15 protein-coding genes and 1 riboswitch are annotated in these 18,979 nt (G+C 58.3%); of the genes, 12 read left to right on the top strand and 3 right to left on the bottom strand.

The window, feature by feature from the left end:
- Positions 1 to 58 precede the first annotated feature (58 nt).
- Together BCS36_RS10070 and BCS36_RS10075 are read right to left on the bottom strand one after the other, a co-directional pair.
- Complete coding sequence (locus BCS36_RS10070) at positions 59 to 1,207, bottom strand: site-specific integrase (protein ID WP_291302764.1); 1,149 nt, start codon at positions 1,205 to 1,207, stop codon at positions 59 to 61.
- 660 nt (positions 1,208 to 1,867) lie between these two features.
- Positions 1,868 to 2,893, bottom strand: a complete 1,026-nt coding sequence (locus BCS36_RS10075) for an aldo/keto reductase (protein WP_291302765.1) — start codon at positions 2,891 to 2,893, stop codon at positions 1,868 to 1,870.
- A 323-nt stretch (positions 2,894 to 3,216) separates the two neighbouring features.
- Between BCS36_RS10075 and BCS36_RS10080 the strand changes: the two genes are divergently transcribed.
- From BCS36_RS10080 to BCS36_RS10125, 10 genes are all read left to right on the top strand, one after another.
- Positions 3,217 to 4,143, top strand: coding sequence for a LysR family transcriptional regulator (locus BCS36_RS10080; protein ID WP_291302766.1), 927 nt, complete (start codon positions 3,217 to 3,219; stop codon positions 4,141 to 4,143).
- Positions 4,144 to 5,356: 1,213 nt separating this feature from the next.
- Positions 5,357 to 5,461, top strand: a riboswitch (glycine riboswitch).
- 151 nt (positions 5,462 to 5,612) lie between these two features.
- Entirely contained in the window at positions 5,613 to 5,993 is a 381-nt protein-coding gene (locus BCS36_RS10085) for a GrdX family protein (protein ID WP_291302778.1), read from the top strand.
- A 1-nt stretch (position 5,994) separates the two neighbouring features.
- A complete protein-coding gene (locus tag BCS36_RS10090; RefSeq protein WP_291302767.1) occupies positions 5,995 to 7,281 on the top strand; it encodes a glycine/sarcosine/betaine reductase component B subunit in 1,287 nt (428 codons plus the stop codon).
- Between the two features lie 36 nt (positions 7,282 to 7,317).
- Positions 7,318 to 8,622: a glycine reductase complex selenoprotein B gene (gene grdB / locus BCS36_RS10095; RefSeq protein ID WP_291302768.1), complete on the top strand. Its 1,305-nt coding sequence runs from the start codon at positions 7,318 to 7,320 to the stop codon at positions 8,620 to 8,622.
- Positions 8,623 to 8,769: 147 nt separating this feature from the next.
- Positions 8,770 to 9,684 carry a thioredoxin-disulfide reductase gene (gene trxB, locus BCS36_RS10100; RefSeq protein ID WP_291302769.1) on the top strand — a complete coding sequence of 305 codons (915 nt, stop codon included), beginning with the start codon at positions 8,770 to 8,772 and terminating at the stop codon, positions 9,682 to 9,684.
- Positions 9,685 to 9,982: 298 nt separating this feature from the next.
- The gene (gene grdC / locus BCS36_RS10105) at positions 9,983 to 11,521 is read left to right on the top strand and encodes a glycine/sarcosine/betaine reductase complex component C subunit beta (protein WP_291302770.1); all 1,539 of its coding nucleotides are present in this window, start codon (positions 9,983 to 9,985) and stop codon (positions 11,519 to 11,521) included.
- Between the two features lie 11 nt (positions 11,522 to 11,532).
- The gene (gene grdD / locus BCS36_RS10110; RefSeq protein ID WP_291302771.1) at positions 11,533 to 12,702 is read left to right on the top strand and encodes a glycine/sarcosine/betaine reductase complex component C subunit alpha; all 1,170 of its coding nucleotides are present in this window, start codon (positions 11,533 to 11,535) and stop codon (positions 12,700 to 12,702) included.
- 101 nt (positions 12,703 to 12,803) lie between these two features.
- On the top strand, positions 12,804 to 13,121 hold the full coding sequence (locus BCS36_RS10115) for a thioredoxin domain-containing protein (RefSeq protein ID WP_291302772.1): 318 nt from the start codon (positions 12,804 to 12,806) through the stop codon (positions 13,119 to 13,121).
- 257 nt (positions 13,122 to 13,378) lie between these two features.
- Positions 13,379 to 13,855, top strand: coding sequence for a glycine/sarcosine/betaine reductase complex selenoprotein A (grdA, locus tag BCS36_RS10120; protein WP_291302773.1), 477 nt, complete (start codon positions 13,379 to 13,381; stop codon positions 13,853 to 13,855).
- Between the two features lie 607 nt (positions 13,856 to 14,462).
- A complete protein-coding gene (locus BCS36_RS10125) occupies positions 14,463 to 16,244 on the top strand; it encodes a methyl-accepting chemotaxis protein (protein ID WP_291302774.1) in 1,782 nt (593 codons plus the stop codon).
- A 186-nt stretch (positions 16,245 to 16,430) separates the two neighbouring features.
- Here the strand turns inward: BCS36_RS10125 and BCS36_RS10130 are convergent, their stop codons facing one another.
- Complete coding sequence (locus tag BCS36_RS10130; protein ID WP_291302775.1) at positions 16,431 to 16,802, bottom strand: hypothetical protein; 372 nt, start codon at positions 16,800 to 16,802, stop codon at positions 16,431 to 16,433.
- 357 nt (positions 16,803 to 17,159) lie between these two features.
- Between BCS36_RS10130 and BCS36_RS10135 the strand changes: the two genes are divergently transcribed.
- Together BCS36_RS10135 and BCS36_RS10140 are read left to right on the top strand one after the other, a co-directional pair.
- Entirely contained in the window at positions 17,160 to 18,056 is an 897-nt protein-coding gene (locus BCS36_RS10135) for a LysR family transcriptional regulator (RefSeq protein WP_291302776.1), read from the top strand.
- Between the two features lie 741 nt (positions 18,057 to 18,797).
- Positions 18,798 to 18,979, top strand: a 182-nt coding sequence (locus BCS36_RS10140) for a transposase (RefSeq protein WP_291302777.1), incomplete at its 3' end; no start/stop codon positions are given.

Genomic DNA, 18,979 nt, shown 5'->3' on the forward strand with positions numbered 1-18,979 from the left:
CTCACAGAAAAAAAATGACTCTTCTAATGTAGTCTGATCAAGAGCTGGGTTTGACATATCACTTTTTCTCCCTATCCATGTCAAAAATTTCATCTGCGACACTGGCTGCCCGTTGCATGGCCTCATCGGCTAGATGTGCGTATCGCTGGGTCATTTGCGGGCTTGAATGAGTCAGTAACTTTTGCAGCGTGTATAGATCAACTTTCCCACTAGACGCTAGAAAGGACGCATATGCATGCCGCAATCCATGCAAGGGGCGGAAATCGTCAGGCAGGCCTGCGCGCCTTTTCACCCTCTCTGCTATTTTACGGTATTCCTTCCGCTGCTCACCGTTTCTTCCCGGAAACACATACAAGCTATCGACTCTTCTAACGCTTTGAAGCACAATTCTGGCGGCATGTGAGAGTGGTATACGTTCTGTTTTACCTTTCTTAGCGGCTTCACCACGCAGCAAAATAAAACCATTTTCAAAATCTATATCACTCCACTGCAACGCCATCAAAGCACCCTTACGCATGCCCGTAACTAGCGCGAGCCTTAAAAAGGCGGCTGCGTCTTGATCGGCTTCTGCACCAATTGCTTCTAGGTATTTATTCAACTGCTCGCTGGTTAAACTTTCCGTTTTCTGATTATCTACCTTTGGCATCTCAAAATAGAGCACTGATGGATCTGGTGATGCACATAACCCTTTTCTGACGCCAAATTTGATTATCCGACGAAGCAATGCGAGTATGTGTTTTGTTGTTTGCGGACTTTTACCTGCTTTGAGCAACATATGACGGAGCTTATCGATTTCTAATGTTGTTATTTCATCAGGTGTTTTATTTTTAAAAATTTCACGTATATAGATATTATACCTACTCACATCAGATTTTCTTACTTTACCATCATCAAAAGCAAGTTGATACTGACTCCAAAGCCTTGCAATTGTCGGCTTGGCAGCCTCGGCTGCCTTTGCCGCAAGAGCTGCCGCGCGGATTTCCTTACGAGAAGCGCGCTTCCCTTCAATCCGCTCAGCTCGTATTCCAGACGCCTTAGCAGGGGTCATATCGTCCGCATACTGCCTACCAACTTTTTCTTCAACGACCTTAGAATCTTGTTTAAATACAATATAATAAACCCGCTCTTCACCCGGTTTACCTTTGCGCTCAGCAAGCCGGTAGAACACTCCTGGGTAGCTTGTCTTCACACGAGTCTGACTAGCCATGAAGCCTCCAACAAAATTCCAACCCGATTTCCAACCTTTTCCTTGATCTTTCATGGCAAAAGATAAAACTAAATGCAAGCATAGATTTCTACAACTATTTTAAATTATAAAAAAAAGAAAATTGATGAAAATAGATGTAAATGTGGATTGTTGGCCTCCGGAGCCAAAGGCCGTGCGTTCGAATCGCGCCGGGCGCACCATAAAGAAAGCCAGCCCTTACGACAAAAATCGTAAGGGCTTTTTTCTCTCGCACGACTCTTGGCAGAAAACTTCCAGCTTCACGGCCAGGAGGTTGGTCAACAATGTTGGCACGCGACTTCTGCCGACTCGGCACGCAAAATGCCGCATCATTGCCCCCGCTGTCCCAATCCAGCACCTTAATACGGGATTCACTCCCGTGACTTCAGTTTTTGGGCATATGCGCTCTCAAGAATCCCCCAGACCAAAAGGCAAAACCCGCGCAAACACGCAGTGCAAACGCTCTCACAGCCGAACGCCTGTTTGGTGGCCACCTGAGCGTTGCACAATGAATATGCAGTAACTGCCTCCTTGCTCCCTGCCATCCATGGCAGTTGTCATACAAACCGGGGCCTGCCTTTTTTGCGCAGGCCCCGGCCTCTATGCCGAAAGTGTTCTGGCGCAGATCGCGCCAGCGAATAATCAGGCATTGGCCCCTTTCATTCCCTCCTCTGGATACCGCTGACCGTGAACCGCCTGCTCCGTAAACACGGCGTCAAGACTCGCAATGTCTTCATGCGGCAGCGCAATTTGCGTGGCACGGCAGTTCTCTTCCAATCGGGCGACGCTGCGTGTGCCGGGGATAACCACAAGCCGCTCGTAACGGCTGAGAAGCCAGGCCAGCGCAATCTGTGCCGGTGTGCAGCCATGCCTTTCGGCCATGGCCTGCAGGGCGGGCAGCAGTTTCAGGTTGTTGCGGAGGTTGTCTGCCTGAAAGCGCGGATTTGAGCGTCGAAAGTCTCCTGCCTCAAGCTTGTCCGGCGAAGAGTATTTTCCTGTCAAAAATCCCCGGCCCAGTGGACTGTATGCGACAAAACCAATGCCCAGCCTTTGGCATGCGGGCAGAACGTCATGCTCCATTTCGCGCGTCCACAGGGAATATTCGCTTTGCAGCGCTGCAACGGGGTGCGCTGCGTGCGCCCTGGCCAGGGTTGCCGCTGAAACCTCGCACAAGCCTATATGCGCGATCTTGCCCTGCTGCTTCAGGTCGGCGAGCACGCCCATGGTGTCTGCTATATCAACATCCGTATTGACCCTGTGCGCGTAATACAGGTCTATGCGTTCAACGCCGAGACGCCGCAGCGACGCTTCGCAGGCCTTGCGGATATAATCCGGCGAGTTGTTGATGCTGCGCTTGTAGGAATCGGCAGGATCACGGTCAATGCCGAACTTTGTGGCAATGCGGATGCGCCCGCTGGCATGCTCCTGAGGGTGGCGGGCAACGAATTTGGCCATGAGCCGCTCATTGTGGCCCCGGCCATACATGTCAGCAGTATCAAGCATGGTCACGCCAAGCTCCAGCGCGCGGTCAAGCACCTCCAGGCTGGCGTCGTCATCGGGCGTTTTTCCATAAAATTCCGACATGCCCATGGCGCCAAAAGAAATGGCGGACGCCGAAAAGCCGTCTCCAAGCTCACGTATGGGCATTGCTGTGTTGTGCTGTGTCATGTGTTTTGCCTCCCTGGCAGTTGGTGTTCTTTTGGGATGGGCACGACGTGGCGGGTATGCACCCTGCACTGCGTGCTGCGCACGCCGCCATGCCCGATCTCTTCTGAGCAGATTAATTTGAAAATGCATATTCGCAAATTTGTCACACGCCAGCTGCGGCGCATGGCAGCGCGGCGACACCGCGACTGGCCTTTCATGGCGACCGCAGGCCCTGGCGACACATATTCCTGCAGCCGCCGGAGCAGTTTCAGCGCGAGCCGCCCCTGAAACGTAGACATCCCTGGGCGCTTTGCATCATACTTCTTTTGTGATACCTTTTAGGTATGACAAAAACCGTCTCAGAAGCAGCCATCGACGCCATCGACGTACGCCATTTTTACTACTTTTCTGTGGTGGCGGAGGAAAACAGCCTCCGCCGCGCGGCGGAGCGTCTGTTCATGGCGCAGCCGCCCCTGAGTCGGCAGATCAAGCAACTGGAGGAACGGATGGGCGTGGCGCTTTTTGTCCGCCACAGCAAGGGCCTCACCCTGACAAACGAAGGCGCGCGAGTGCTGGCCATAGTCAGGCCGCTTTTGCAGATGAAGGACGCAACCTACAGACGCCTGCGGCAAGACATTCACCCTCATGCGCAGCACACGCGCATAGGTTTTACCACCGCCTTTGAACAGGGAGTCTTCACTGGCCTGGAGCGGCGGTTGACGGAGTTCTTTGCTGGCGGCCTGCATATTCAAAGGGAAGCCTCCACAAGGCTCGTGCGCGACGTGCGCAAAGGCAGGCTCGACGCCGCCTTTGTCGCCCTGCCGCTGGACGCGCCCGGCCTGCTGCTGCAGGAACTGCCGTATGCTGAACCCATGCTGGCCGCGCTGCCCGCATCATGGTTCACGCCGAGGAGCACAGCGCCAGAAGCGGCGTCGCTGCAACGGTTCAGCCAAAGGCCGCTCTTCTGGTTCAAGCGCGAGAGCAATCCCGGATTTTTCGATTACGCAAAAACCCGTTTTGCGCGCATAGGCTTCACGCCGCAGTATCTTGAGGAACCTGCGGAACACGACGTGCTGCTGGCCCGTATCGCTGCTGGCGAAGGCATGGGGCTTCTGCCAGCCTCCTTTGCGGCCATACGCAGAGACGGCGTCACCTTCGCGCAACTGGAAGAAGATCATGCCTTCCATCTGCGGCTCGGCCTTGTTGTACCTCCGGACAAAAGCCCACTGGCCCAGACGCTGACGGCAATGGCGTCAGCCATGCCCCTGTAAGCTGCTCTGCGGCATCTGGAACGACATCTGAGGCGACATCAGGAGCGGCAGCCCCCATACTCTGAACACAAAAACATACGGCACCCGCACAACGGGGTTGCCCGGCAGGTGGTCCCGCTGATTGCCTTGACGAGTGAGCAGCGGCCAAATGGACAGGCGCATGCCAGACACATCGCGGTCGCATGGCGGGCGCATGCGGGCGCATGGGCAGACGCTTGCCTGAAGTCGGGCGCTGGTCGCGCGGGCTTGGCTGTAGACGGTAATGCAGGGCACAGACTGAAGGGCGCAGGGATCCCAGCGGCTGCCACTGTCTATCATTACCGGCTTCATGCGTGGGCAGCGGCACGCGGATACCCGCGCGGGCGTGACATTGGCTCTCGCCAAGCCGCAAGCGGCATATGACGGCCTATTCCGGCCAATTCAATAACATATATTTTTTACACACTATTTTTTCGAGGAATAGAGTTTGAAGCGTGCTAATATTGATAATGAATATTGACAAGCCTTTTTTTCATATCTATATACTGGGTCTTCGTTGGCCCCTGACCGCGCATCAAGCGCTGTCAGGAGAAGCAGCCCGCCGGGATTGGCCCGCGCGGGCTTTACTTTGGCTGATCCGCCCACTCCCGCTCCCATTGGCGCGTTAATGGGCCTGCCGAATCTCCCACGCGGACGCGATTGAGCAGCGGTCCTGTCCAACTGGTGTTGTCCGGCTTGTCCTGTCCGGCTGGTACTGTCCGGCTTGACCTGTTGCCTGCGCGTCTGCACTCCCGATGCTCCACTCAACGGCGCGGCCCGAGTGCGCCAGTGACGCATCTGCCTGACGGCGCAGTGCTGCGCCAAGGGCTGCACGGTCGCTTTTTGGCAACCTGAATGCTTTGCGCGGTAGCCGCCAGAGCGGCATCACGCTGCAATTGACGGAGGCGACCCCACATCAGCCCTGCGGCCTTTGGGTGCAGCACCCTGCGAAATGCCGCCATAGAGCATCACAGGCGGCATCACAGGCGCCAGTTCCGGGCAATGAAGCGCGGTACGTCAGGCAAAAAGCTTGACCGCTAAAAAACGGGCAACAACATGTCGCCGATAATGAAAATTTTTATTGTCTGATAAATAAATTGGTTAGACGAACAATTTCTGCTGCCGAGCTTGTGAATAATTATTTCTATTCGCACGAGCTTGACACTTTTTTCTCAATAGTACATTTTTGAATCGTGGTAAGTGTGCGAGAGAGTCCTTTGCACTGAACGCCAGAGCAGGGGCACCGAAGGGGCAAAGCCGAAAAGCTGAAACTCTCAGGTAAAAGAATCGCGCATCTTAGTGCTGCTGAATCCACTTGTGGAGACAGGGCGTACCATTAAACCGCAGGTACGCTTATGCTTCACGTCCTTATTACCAACAATCCCCGCTTTCAGGAGATGGCCCTCAAGGGACTGAGCGTCACGCTCATCTCGGGCTGATCCGCGTCTGTCATTCGCGCGGCGCGCGATCAGATCCATCTGGGTTGGCGTCTTGCCAATCATCCCCTGTACGGCAATTTTCTGCCCCGGCAGATGCCGTACCGTTCCTTGATCCTGTCATCTTGTGCCCAACCGTCTTCCGAGGCCTCCGCTCCGGTGGACCTCACATCTCTTGAACTCATTGAGCAGGCCCAGGCCCGTTATGACGCCGCTGCCGCCCTTGCGCCCATACGCATGGACGGCGACGTGTTGCGGGACTGCGCCTTTGTGGACGTGGAGCTTCTGCGCGCGACTATTGAGAGCCTGGGCTGTAGCATCAAAAGCCTTTTGAACCTCAATGGAAGGCATCCGGCCCCCGCGCCGGGCGTGCTTTCACCCCACAAGGAGATGTAACGTGAAGTTGGAACTGCACCGCATCACAATCAGCAAGCTGATCTTTGGTGCGCACACAGGCGTCAGCGACGGTGTGCTCACTGTCAACAAGGAAGAACTGACCGCCCTGCTCATGCAGGACGAACGCCTCGGCGGGGTCGAGATCGACGCTGCCCATCCCAGTGAAAGCACGCGCATCATGCCCGTGAAGGACGCCATTGAGCCCCGCTGCAAGCTGGAAGGGCCGGGCGAGGTCTTCCCCGGCTGGATAGGCGACGTGGAAAACGCCGGTGAAGGCAAGACTCTGGTTTTGAGCGGCATGGCCGTGCTGACCACGGGGCGCGTGGTGGCCCCGCAGGAAGGCATAGTGGACATGACCGGCCCCGGCGCGGACTACACGCCGTTTTCAAAGACCAGCAACCTGACCATCTCGCTATCGCCCGTGGCGGATATGGAACCCCACCAGTGCGAGGCGTGCTTTCGCCGTGCCGGGCTGCGCGCCGCCCACTACCTTGCCGCCGCCTGCAAGGGCGTCAAGGCCGACAAGGTTGAGACCTTTGATTTTCCCGCGCTCAGCGAGGCCATGCACGCCCACCCCGGCCTGCCCAAGGTGGCCTACATCTACATGCTGCAATCCCAGGGCCTGCTGCACGACACCTGGGTTTACGGCGTGGACGCCAAGCGCATCCTGCCCACCATGATCAGCCCCACGGAAATTATGGACGGCGCGATCATCTCCGGCAACTGCGTTTCCGCCTGCGACAAGAACAGCACCTACGTCCACCTGAACAACCCCGTGATCAGAAGCCTCTATGAACACCACGGAAAGGACCTCAACTTCGTGGGCGTCATCATCACCAATGAAAATGTCACCCTGGCGGACAAGAAGCGCAGCTCTTCCTACGCGGTCAAGCTGGCCCGCATGCTCGGCGTCGAGGCCGTTGTCATCAGTGAGGAAGGCTTCGGCAACCCTGACGCCGATCTCATCATGAACTGCCGCAAGTCCGAGCAGGCGGGCATCAGAACCGTCCTCATCACGGACGAATTCGCCGGGCGCGACGGCTCAAGCCAGTCCCTGGCCGACTCGTGCCCCGAGGGCGACGCCTGCGTCACCGCAGGCAACGCCAATGAGCTCATCGGGCTGCCGCCCATGGCCAAGGTTATTGGCGACCTGAATCCCGCTGAAACCATTGCTGGCGGCTTCTTCGGCTCTGTGCGCGAAGACGGCAGTCTTGAAGTGGAATTGCAGGCCATCCTTGGCGCGACCAACGAACTGGGCTTCAACCGCATCGGCGGCCGCACCCTGTAAGGGCAGCGCAGCCAGCTCAAGGAGCAGGAGATCATCATGGCATACAAGCTTATACATTATATCAATCAGTTTTTTGCCGGGATCGGCGGTGAAGACAAGGCCGACCTGGCCCCCGAAGTGCGTGAAGGCATCGTGGGCCCGGGGGCGGCTTTCAAGGCCGCCTTTGGCGGCGAGGCCGAAATAGTGGCCACGTTCATCTGCGGCGACAATTATTGCGCCAACCACCTTGATGCGGTGGCCGCCCAGATGGTGGAAACCGTGAAGCGCCTTGGCGCTGACGGCGTCATCGCCGGGCCGGCCTTTAACGCCGGTCGTTACGGCACTGCCTGCGGCGCTGTCTGCGCTGCCGTCAACAAGCAGCTCGGCCTGCCAGTGGTCAGCGGCATGTACCGTGAAAGCCCTGGCGTTGATCTGTTCCGCAAGCAAGTGACCATCATTGAAACTTCCGACAGCGCCCGTGGCATGGGCAAGGCCGTCCCGGCCATGGCCGCTGCCATGCTCAAGCTTTTGCGCGGCGAAGAAATCGCCGATCCCGAGGCCGAGGGCATCTTCCCCAAGGGCATCCGCAAGAACATGTTCTATGACGAACCCGGCGCGGAACGCGCTGTGCGCATGCTGATCAGGAAGATCAAGGGCGAGCCGTTCAAGACGGAATACGCCATGCCCATCTTTGACCGCGTGGAGCCGCGCCCGGCCATCGCCGACCTCAGCAAGGCCACCATCGCCGTGGTCACCTCTGGCGGCATCGTGCCCGAAGGCAACCCCGACCATATCGCCGCTTCCTCGGCGCAGAACTTCGGCGCGTACAGCATTGAAGGCGTCAATGATCTTGAGAAGGGCAAGTACCTGACCGCCCACGGCGGCTACGACCAGACCTACGCCAACCAGGACCCCGACCGCGTGCTGCCCATTGACGTACTGCGCGATCTGGAAAAGGAAGGCAAGATCGGCAAGCTCTACAATGTGTTCTACACCACCGTGGGCAACGGCACTTCCGTGGCCAACTCCCGCAAGTTCGGCGCTGAAATCGGCTCGCAGCTCAAGGCCGCGCATGTGGACGGCGTAATCCTCACCTCCACGTGAGGCACCTGCACGCGTTGCGGCGCAACGCTCGCCAAGGCCATTGAAGAGGCCGCTGATGTGCCCGTAGTCCACATGTGTACCATTGTTCCCATTTCTCTGAGCATCGGGGCCAACCGCATCGTGCCCACGGTCTCCATACCCTACCCCCTGGGCAACCCGGAACTGTCCCCTGCGGAAGAAAAGCACCTTCGCCGCGAACTGGTGCTCAAGGCGTGCACGGCTCTGACCACCAAGGTGGACGGACAGACAGTATTTTAAATCCCCCCCGGTAACGCTTCGGCGGGTCGTGGGTATGCCCTTGCCACGGCCTGCCGGAGCTGAAAACGGATAAAACCGCAGCAGATTTTGCCGGGTGGCGCAACGCACGGCTCAGCCGCAGACGGCCCGCCCCCACAAGGAGTTTTTATGGAAAAGCGTGAACTGGTCATCATTGGCGCGGGCCCGGCGGGCCTTTCCGCCGCCATCTACGGCAAGCGCGCCGGTCTTGACACTCTTGTGCTCGAAAAGGGCCGCCCCGGCGGGCAGATACTGACCACCAGCAGGGTGGAGAACTACCCCGGCATCATCGACGGCACGGGCACGGGTCTGGCCGACGCCTTTCGCGCCCATGCGGAATTTTTCAAGGCCGAGTTCCGTTCGGTCTCCGTGCAGAAGCTCGAAGTGCGCGGCGACCAGAAGATCATAACCCTCAAGGACGGCAGCGAAATTGCCGCCGGGGCGGTCATCGTGGCCACCGGGGCCCATTTTCGCAAGCAGGGTTGCCCCGGCGAAAAAAAATTTACGGGCATGGGCGTTTCCTACTGCGCCGTGTGCGACGCCGCCTTTTTTGAAGACCTTGAGGTGGCCGTCATCGGCGGCGGCAATACCGCCGTAGAAGAAGCCTGCTACCTCACGGGCTTTGCCTCAAAGGTGTACCTTGTCCACCGGCGCGACGAATTCCGCGCCGACAGACTCGTGGTTGAGCACGCCCTGGCCAATCCCAAGATCGTACCCGTCATGGACAGCGTGCTGGAATCCATCGAAGGCAGCGACATGGTGGAAAAAATCGTGGTGCGCAACGTGAAGACCGAAGAAAAACGCGAAATTCCGTTGAGCGGCGTGTTCATCTTCATCGGCACCCTGCCCAATGACGAATATCTGCACGGCCTGCTGCAAACCGACGCTGCTGGCTGGATCATTACCGACGACAAGCTGCAAACCTCGGCGCCCGGCATCTTTGCCGCGGGCGACGTGCGCGACACCTCGCTGCGGCAGGTGGTGACGGCGGCGGGCGACGGGGCGCGGGCCGCCATGGCGGCGTACGCCTACCTTCAACACTAGAGCATTTAAGGAAACGCTGATTTATTCCGTTTGGCGGCGTTGCTTCACTTTTTTTGAAACAGTCGAGGACGGAAGAGTCCACTCCTGCTTCAAAAAAAGATCGCGCCTTGCCAAACGAAATAACTACGCGTTTCCAGGAAGCTCTTTAATCAGTGCTTCCTTAACAGTTGAAATATTCGCGTACGGCAGCAAAAGCCCGCCCACTCGCATTTCGCGGCAAGGATTTTCAAAAAATCCTTGCAGAGCAATTAACTCATTTCATTCGTAAACTGCTCTAAGCCCGCAGGAGGATAGCACCATGAGCACTGTTGGCATCAAGGCAGCCGCATACTGCCTGAACTTCGCGCCGGAACTGGCCCTGCACTATGGCGGCACCCCCGCTCAGGAACGCCGCTCCAAGCCCGATTCGGAATTTCTGCGCGAACTGCCCAGGCACGCGCAGACCTGGGAACAGGCAGCTGCCTACGCCCCCAACAAGACCTATGTGGGCGGCATGAGCCTCGACGAACTGGAACAGGCCCCTACCCCCTGGATCGACAATCTGAGCGCGACGCAACGCTACGGAAAATTTGGCGAAATCATGCCTGAAGACGAATTCATCGGGCTTATGGATATCTGCGACGTCTTTGACCTCATCTGGCTGGAGCAGGGCTTTGCCTCGGCAGTGGCCGAAAAGCTGGCCCATAACCCTGTCATGGGCGAAAAGCAGCTGGCCCGCCTGGAAAAAGGCAGACCCGCAGCCGAACTGCAGGAAGCCATTGAAAAGCAGCACGCTTTGCCGCTCTACTTTGAAAACACCCTTGTGGCCTGCTGCCGCCGGGCCCACGATACGGATGAAAACCTAGAAGCCGGGGTCATGCTGGAAAATCTGGCCAGCAAGGCCAGCGGCGTGCTGGCTCTGCTGCACCTCATCAAGAATGCGGGCATGTCTCCGACTGATGTGGACTTTGTGGTGGAATGCTCCGAAGAAGCCGTGGGCGACGCCATGCAGCGCGGCGGCGGCAACATGGCCAAGGCCCTGGCCGAAATAGCCGAATGCGTCAATGCCAGCGGCTTTGACGTGCGCGGCTTCTGCGCCGGGCCCGTGGCCGCCCTCATCACTGCGGCAGGCATGGTGGCCAGCGGCGTGCGGCCCAATGTGGTCGTGGTCAGCGGCGGCTCTGTGCCCAAGCTCTACATGAACGCCCGCGACCATATCAAGAAGGGTTTTGTGCCGCTTGAAAACTGCCTCGGCAGTTTTGCCCTGCTGCTGACCCCCGACGACGGCCAGACACCGGTCATGCGTCTGGACAGCATCGGCAAGCATACGGTGGGCGCGGGGGCTTCGCCCCAGGCCATCACCTCGGCCCTGACCTTTGAACCCCTGGCCCGCGTGGGCCTGAAGCTCACGGATGTGGACAAGTACGCGCCTGAACTGCACAACGCCGAGGTCACCCTGCCCGCAGGCGCGGGCAACGTGCCCGAGGCCAACTACAAGATGATCGCGGCCCTTGCGGTCATGAAGGGCCAGATAGAGCGCGGCGACATCCCCCAGTTTGTAGCGGAACACGGCATGCCCGGCTTTGCCCCCATCCAGGGGCATATCCCCTCCGGCGTGCCCTATGTGGGCCACGCCATTGAAGACATCAGTCAAGGCCGCATCAAGCGCGCCATGATCATAGGCAAGGGCAGCCTTTTTCTGGGCCGCCTGACCAACCTGGCCGACGGCGCTTCCTTTATTATGGAAGCCCCCGGCGCGAGCGCGGCAAAGGCGCAGAGCGTCAGCCAGCAGGATGTGACCGAATTGCTGCTGGCAGCCCTGAGCGACGTGGCGGCCAACCTGCAAAAGGGTCAGTAGGAGGCAGGCTTATGGCTAGTCAAACTGACAAGCGCACCATCCTTGGCAAGGCTATTGAGGACCTGGTCACGCGGGCGCGCAGCGGACGCGCGCCGTGCCGCATTGGCCTCATGGCCGCTGGCGGCGAGCATTCGGACACGGAATTCCTCACAGCGGCGGCAGCAGCCATGAAGGAGGACGCCTCGCTGACCGTGGTCGGCGTGGGCCCACGGCCTGCGGGACTTGTGCCTGCGGGCATGGACTGGATCGAAACGGGCTGCGAAGGCGGCGAGATGGCCGCAGGGATGGAAAAAGCCCTGGAAGACGGCCATATCCAGGGCGCAGTGGCCCTGCACTATCCTTTCCCGCTGGGTGTGACCACGGTGGGCCGCATTCTGACTCCTGCTCTCGGCAAGGCCATGTTTGTGGCCTGCACCACGGGCATGAGCGCGCCCCAGAGGCAGCAGGCCCTGCTGCGCAACGCCGTGCTGGGCCTGGCTGTGGCCAGGGCAATGGGGCTGGCGTCGCCTGCTGCGGGCGTTCTCAACGTGGACGCGGCCCCGCAGGTGCTGCGGGCGCTGAACCGCATGGCGGAACGCGGCTACAACCTGCGCCTCGGCCAGAGCGCCAGGAGCGACGGCGGCTCGCTGCTGCGGGGCAACGACCTTCTGACTGGCGCTGTGGACGTGTGCGTCACGGATACGCTCACGGGCAATATACTCATGAAGCTCTTCAGCGCGTTTACCTCCGGCGGAGCCTATGAAACCACGGGCTGGGGCTATGGCCCCTCGGTGGGCGAAGGCTGGAACCGGGTGGTGAGCATCATCTCCCGCGCTTCGGGCGCTCCCGTCATTGCCAATGCTCTGGCCTATACGGCCTCCGCCGTGCGCGCCAATCTGCCCGCCGTGGTGGCCGAAGAACTGCGCCGGGCCAAAGCCGCCGGGCTTGATGAAGAGCTGGCCGCCTTTGAAAAGGCGGCAGGGACTGCCCCCGCCGTCGAAGCGCAGGCCCCGCCTGCCGAGCCCACAAACGAGGAGATTCACGGCATTGACGTGCTGGACCTTGAGCAGGCGGTACGCTGCCTGTGGAAGGAAAAAATATACGCCGAAGCGGCCATGGGCTGCACCGGGCCTGTGGTCAAGCTGGCTGCGGCCAATCTTGAGAAGGCCCATGAGGTCCTGAAGGCATCCGGCTACATATAAAATCCTCCGACAGGCGGGCCGACCGTGCCAGAGTGTCCGGCACAGGCCCCGGCCCGCCTTTATCGGTATAATATATTCTTACGCAAACAAGCGAGGTAGTTATGATTATCGTCGATAAAGAAAATTTTGAAGCCGAGGTTCTGCAATGCGCCGTGCCCTGCGTGGTGGACCTTTGGGGCCCGCAGTGCGGCCCCTGCCTGGCCCTTATGCCCGATGTGGAAAAGCTGGCCGCCGAGTATGAGGGCAAGGCAAAATTCTGCAAACTGAACGTGGCGGAAAACCGCCGCATGGTCATCAGCCTGCGCGTCATGGCCGTGCCCACCATCCTTTTTTACAAGGGTGGCGAATGCCTCGCGCGCCTGACGGGCGACGCCGTTTCCATTGAGTCCATCAGGGCAGAGACGGAAAAACTGCTCTAGACACTGTCGGTATGGGCGCATTTTTCAGGTATCATTGTATTGAACTTCGCCTTTTATTTCTGCGGGCGCAGTATGAGCGAACGTTCCGCATAAAAGGCCTGTTCACCTGGTGCATCGATGCATGTGGAAAACGCACCCCGTGATGATACCATCTGGTGTTTTTGCGCACTGGCCCAGGCCAGCGCGGCAATAACGTGGACGGCGGGCCGCCGCATCGGCCCGTGCAGACCAAAAGCCATAATCGTAAGGAGTAAGCAATGGCTAAGCTCGAAGGCAAGAAGCTTCTGCTGCTTGGCGAAAGGGACGGCGTACCCGGCCCCGCCATGGCGGATGTCTTCGCCGATTCGGGAGCGGAGATCCTGTTCTCCGCCACCGAATGCTTCGTTTGAACGGCCGCAGGAGCCATGGATCTGGAAAATCAGCAGCGCGTCAAGGACGCGGCTGAGAAGTTTGGTGGTGAGAATGTCGTGGTGGTTCTCGGTTCTTCCGACCCTGAAGGAGCGGAAATCTATGCCGAAACCGTTACCTTGGGCGACCCCACCTACGCCGGATCCCTGGCCGGAGTCCCGTTGGGACTCTGCGTATATCATGTGCTTGAGCCGGAAATGAAGGCAGCTGCCGATCCCGCCAAATGGGAAGAGCAGATAAGCATGATGGAAATGGTACTCAATGTAGATGCGCTGGTGTCTGCGGTGAGCAAGATGCGCGCAGAAAACAGCAAGTATAGTCTGTAGTTAAGCCCACCTCCCCCCAATACGGGCAAAGAGTCCCGCGTGTGCCGCAAAGGCGCACGCGGGACTTCATCAGAGCATGTTAACTTTGAAAAAATATATATGCTCTACCGCTGCACAAGCGTGCCGCGCGCCACAACGTAGCGTGGATTCAGCCGACCGTTAGCCGTTGCGGTTAAGGAAGCTGCGGGTAAAGCTCGGCTGAATGAAAACTTTGCAATGTGAAGCATTTCAACGTTAATCTGCTTTAGTATGGGCATCCCCTGCCCGACCCACCACAAATTCCACCTGCGCCCTTCGGGCAGCGGCAGCATCCCTGGCCGCAGACATACCCGCCAGAAAGAGACGCAGGCCTACAGCAAGCCATGCTGCTACGGATACCATATACAGGCTATAATACCTACTATGGCTGCGTGTGATATAAATGGGCTCTATAGCTTGCATAAATTTTACCGATATGTTGTTTTACACTTTCTACTAATTCAAGGAAATAGACGATATTTGCCGTCGTCGTTTTTCTTCCCTCGCAACCTGCAACCTCTGCAGTCTGTATATATTTTTGTCTGAAAAGAGCCGATTTTTTTCAACTCTTAGCACAAGCAGCATCGCCATGAATTCATTTTCTTTGCGCGGAAAGTTTCTTTTGACAATAACCATAGGGGCCGTGGCGCTTGTCGCCATGTTTGCCTTTTCTCTCGACTCGGTTTCGACCCTCAACCAGTCCTTTTCGCAAATGCGCGACGTGGACGTGGTGGGCAAGATGACCAGCCTTGAAATAGCCAAGGACATCAACTACGTAAGCCGCCTCACCCGTGACGCAATGCTTGGGGGCGACCTGGAAAAAGATATCAAGCAGCAGGCCGAAATTGCCAAACGCAATGAGGAGCGCTTTCAGCAGCTTGATGCAATGCCTTTCAGCAGTCAGGAAAAAAGGATCATAGCCGACGCCCAAAAAGCCGCCATCAGCTTTATCGCCAACGGCAGGGACGTGCTTTTGCCGCTCAAGGAGGTTCCCGCTGAGGAGCGCTACAAAAGCTACAAGGACTACGCCAAGGTGGCCACACCCTATGCCGTGGCCTACCGGGAGCAGGGGGGCCTGTTTGACAAGGCCATGAACGCCCGCTTTGACGCGGCCATGCAGCAAATGCAGGAGCAGATGGAGCAGAGCCGCACCAATATGTGGATAGTGCTGGGGGTTTCCATGCTGGCTGTTTACGGCGTGGGATTTCTGTTCACCAGCCGTGACCTTGACGTCATGCGCCAGTGTGTCGCCTTTGCGCGCCAGCTGGGGGGCGATGATCTTAACCACAGGCTGAACGCCAGCAATAAGTCTTCCATCTTGCCCCTGGTGCAGGCACTGAACGCCACGGCGGACAACCTGGCCGCCTTCAGGGCTGAAACACGCCGGGCCACTGCCGAAGCCCAGAAGGAGCGGGACGAGGCCCAGGCATTCATGCGGCAGGCCCACGAAGCCAGGGAAGAGGCTGAAAAAGCCAAGGCCGAGGGCATGCTCTATGCCGCAAGCCAGCTTGAGGCCGTTGTAAGCGCCCTCAACCTTGCCTCAGACAACCTATCAGACCTCATCCACAAGGCCAGCAGCGGTTCCACGCGTCAGGCCGACCGTGTGCGCGAAACGGCTTCAGCCATGGAGCAGATGAACGCCTCCATGCTTGAGGTGGCGCAAAGCTCGTCCCACGCCGCCGACACGGCTGATCATACCAGGGTAAAAGCCCAGGAAGGCTCTTCATCCGTTACAAAGCTGCTCGACAGCATCCGCGAGGTACAGCAGCAGGCCGGAGAAATGAAGGACGGCATGGCCGGGCTTGGCGTCAAGGCCGAGGCCATAGGCAAGGTGCTGAACGTCATTGCCGACATAGCGGACCAGACCAACCTGCTGGCCCTCAATGCGGCCATTGAGGCCGCCCGCGCTGGCGAAGCCGGACGCGGCTTTGCCGTGGTGGCCGACGAGGTGCGCAAGCTGGCCGAAAAAACCATGACAGCAACAAGGGAAGTGGGCGAAGCCATTGACGGCATTCAGGCAGGAACCGTGCAGACCATTGATGTGGTGAACCGCACGGTGTCGCGCATCCAGGGCGCGGACCAACTGGCCGACAGTTCTGGCGCGGCCCTGGCCGAAATCGTGTCTATGGTGGACATAAGCACGGATCAGGTACGCGCCATTGCCGCCGCCTCGGAAGAACAGTCCGCCGCCAGCGGTGAAATCAACCGCAGCCTGGACGAGGTGGACAGAATATCCGGCGAAAATGCCGAGTATATGCAGCAATCGTCAGAGGCCATCTTGGAGCTTTCCCGGCAGGCGGGCGTGCTTCAGGGGCTTATCAGCGAAATGAAGCAGGGGGGCGGCTCTTCCAGAACTGGCGGCGCTGCCTGACCGCCTTCCCTTTTCGCCACGCATCTGGCCTGAACACGTAAAAATCCCCGTCCTTTCACCGCAAACCGCAGGTGAAGGGACGGGGGTTTTGCTTGGGAGCATGCGTGGGGGCTGATTCAGGGGCGTGCTATGCCACGTTGTTGGGCGCGTTGTTGGCCGCGCTGTTCCCTGATTTCTGCTGCCCTGCTATTCCGCATCGGACGGCAGGGAATAGTCCTTCATGTAGCCGACGCCAAAATGGATGAAAAAGTCCGGGTAGCCGTCCACAGGCAGCCAGAAGACCACAGGCTCCTGCCCGCCGGGGCCGGGTTGCGCGCCTTTCATCCAGGATGCGGCATGCTTGCTGACGGTCTTGTGGGCAAGGCAGCCCTTGTGCGCCTCCGCCGGGCCGTGCTTGGCGCAGATCATGCCCACGTCTCTTCCAAGGCTTTTACAGGCCGGGTTAAGAGCCACAATACGCTTGGATTTGTGGGCGAGCTGCACTCCCTCGGGAAAATGATCAAACATGAGGTGGAAGGCTTCAATGAGTTTTTCATCCACCTGAAAGTCGTCGTTCATAGGTTCTCCTCGATTATAGCCCGCCTATCGGGCAATGCCCATACGCGGGCCGTAGACAATTTCGTGTTCCGAGGCCCTGGGGGTTGCGTGGGCAAGGCCTGGGTGACGGCGCAAGCGCTGTTTATCCGTCTGGATGTTTTGCCTGCCCGGCTGCGTGTCTGGTTGGCCGCTTGCATGGCCGACTGTTTGCCGTGCGGGCATACGCGCCCTTTGCGGAGCCATCTTCGCAAAGGCGTTTGCTCCAGGCAGGCACGCTCCCCGCCCGCCCGCGCACCGGGTTTGACTTCACGTGATTCTCAAGTATCATTGTTGAAGATGTTTATATATGACGAAAATATACTCAGGATGTTGTTGTAAATGAGAAGTGACATGCGCAAGCTTCTGGCTGATATTCCGTATTTTCTTGAGGCCGCCAACCATCCGAGTTTCACCCAGGCCGCGGACGCGCTGGGCATTCCGCTTGCGACGCTTTCACGGCGCATTGCGGCCATGGAGCAGCACCTGGGAGTGAAGCTGTTTTTCCGCAATACGCGCATTGCCGGTTTGACGGAAGACGGCAAGGAACTGCTGGAAAGCTGCAAGTTTATCATGGCCGAGGCCAACGGCGTCAGGGACAGGCTCATGCAAAAGCAGGCAGAGCCGTGCGGGCCCATACGCATGTCGGTTGAAGCCTTTGTGTACCACTGCTGCATGCACGGCGCACTGGGATCTTTTGTGGAGCAGTTCCCGCAGATAAGCCTGCAAACGGTATTTTCCACAGAGTGGAAGGACCTGCATAGGGAGCCCTTTGATCTGGATATCAGAACAGGCCCCGTCCCCTACCCGGACCTGAAAGTACGAAGGCTTTTGTCCATGCAGCCAGCCCTGTTCTGCACGGCGGAATTTCTGAACAGCTATCCCCCCCCGGAACATCCGGGCGATCTGGCCCGTCTGCCCTTCATTGCCCAGACAAGCGAGGGCCGACCGCTGGTGACCTGCTCAAAGAAAGGGCAGGTGGAAACCGTGGCCCTGCAGCCAAGGCATTCTGTGCAGAGTATCGGCCTGGCGCTGGAGCTGTTGCTTGCCAATCAGGGCGTGACGACGCTCATCCCCCAACTTGCCAAAGCTTTTGACAAGGAGGGCAGGCTTGTCCGGCTTTTGCCCGACTGGGAACTGACAAAAACCGACATCAATCTCACACTGCCCGGCGACCGCCCGCCCAAGCGCGTACGCCTCTTTGTGGACCATATTGTGGAGCATTTTCAGAGCCTGTAGACGACATCCAGACGTGCCGGGCGCGAGTGCGTCTGTTCTGCCGCAGTTGCTCGCCAATACGCAGAAAACGGATTGCCGCATAAGGCGGGGCAGGCCCTTGGGAATGCACACTTTCAGAGGCAGCCTGCGCTTGTGGCGGTAGTGCAGACAAGGCTGAAAGAGCCGACGTCTTCTGCCGCGCAGTCTGTCTTTGTGGAAGTATGCGCGGGTTTTTATTGAATGATCCTCCGCCCTCTCCCCGGGGCCTCTTGGGGCAGGGGCGCACCGGAGCGGAAAGAGCGGAGGAATTTGGCGGCGTGTGCCTTGCGTATTATTTAAATTTGAAATTCTTTTTTATTTTCTATCAGTGTTGTTTCGTTGTCAACGAGGTTTTGTGCGGGTCCGCTTTTCAGCGGGAGAATTCACGCAGACGGTACCCCGGGGAAAAGAATGCAAGGCTTGGCCTTTGAGATGTGGTTTGTGTGCCCTGCGGGCAAGAAGGCTTTTCTTTTCCTGTTGCTTGGGCCGCCTGCTCGGCAAAGCGAGGGACTTGCGCAGCGGGCGCTATGAAGAAAACAAAGCAAGGCTTGGTCTTTGAGAGGTGGCTTGTGTGCCCTGCGGGCACGAAGGCTTTTCTTTTCCTGTTGCTTGGGCCGCCTGCGCGGCGGGCGGCAGATGGGGGCCTGTTAGGGGCGCTGTATACTGCCCCCCATTAACAAGGCAGCCCTGTTAAGGTAGTTTTCTTCAAGCTCTGGAGGAAACATGAAACGCCGTATCTGGGACAGCAAAAGTAAAGCCCGCATCGTGCTTGAAGGCTTGCAGGGGCGCTCTGTGGCAAGCCTTTGCAGTGAATATCAAATCACTCAGAGCATGTACTACCGCTGGCGAGATACGTTTTTGGCCAATGCCGCCCAGGCATTCGAAACCAGCACGACAAACCCTTT

Source organism: Desulfovibrio sp. MES5 (assembly GCF_002237645.1).
Taxonomy (GTDB): Bacteria; Desulfobacterota; Desulfovibrionia; order Desulfovibrionales; family Desulfovibrionaceae; genus Desulfovibrio.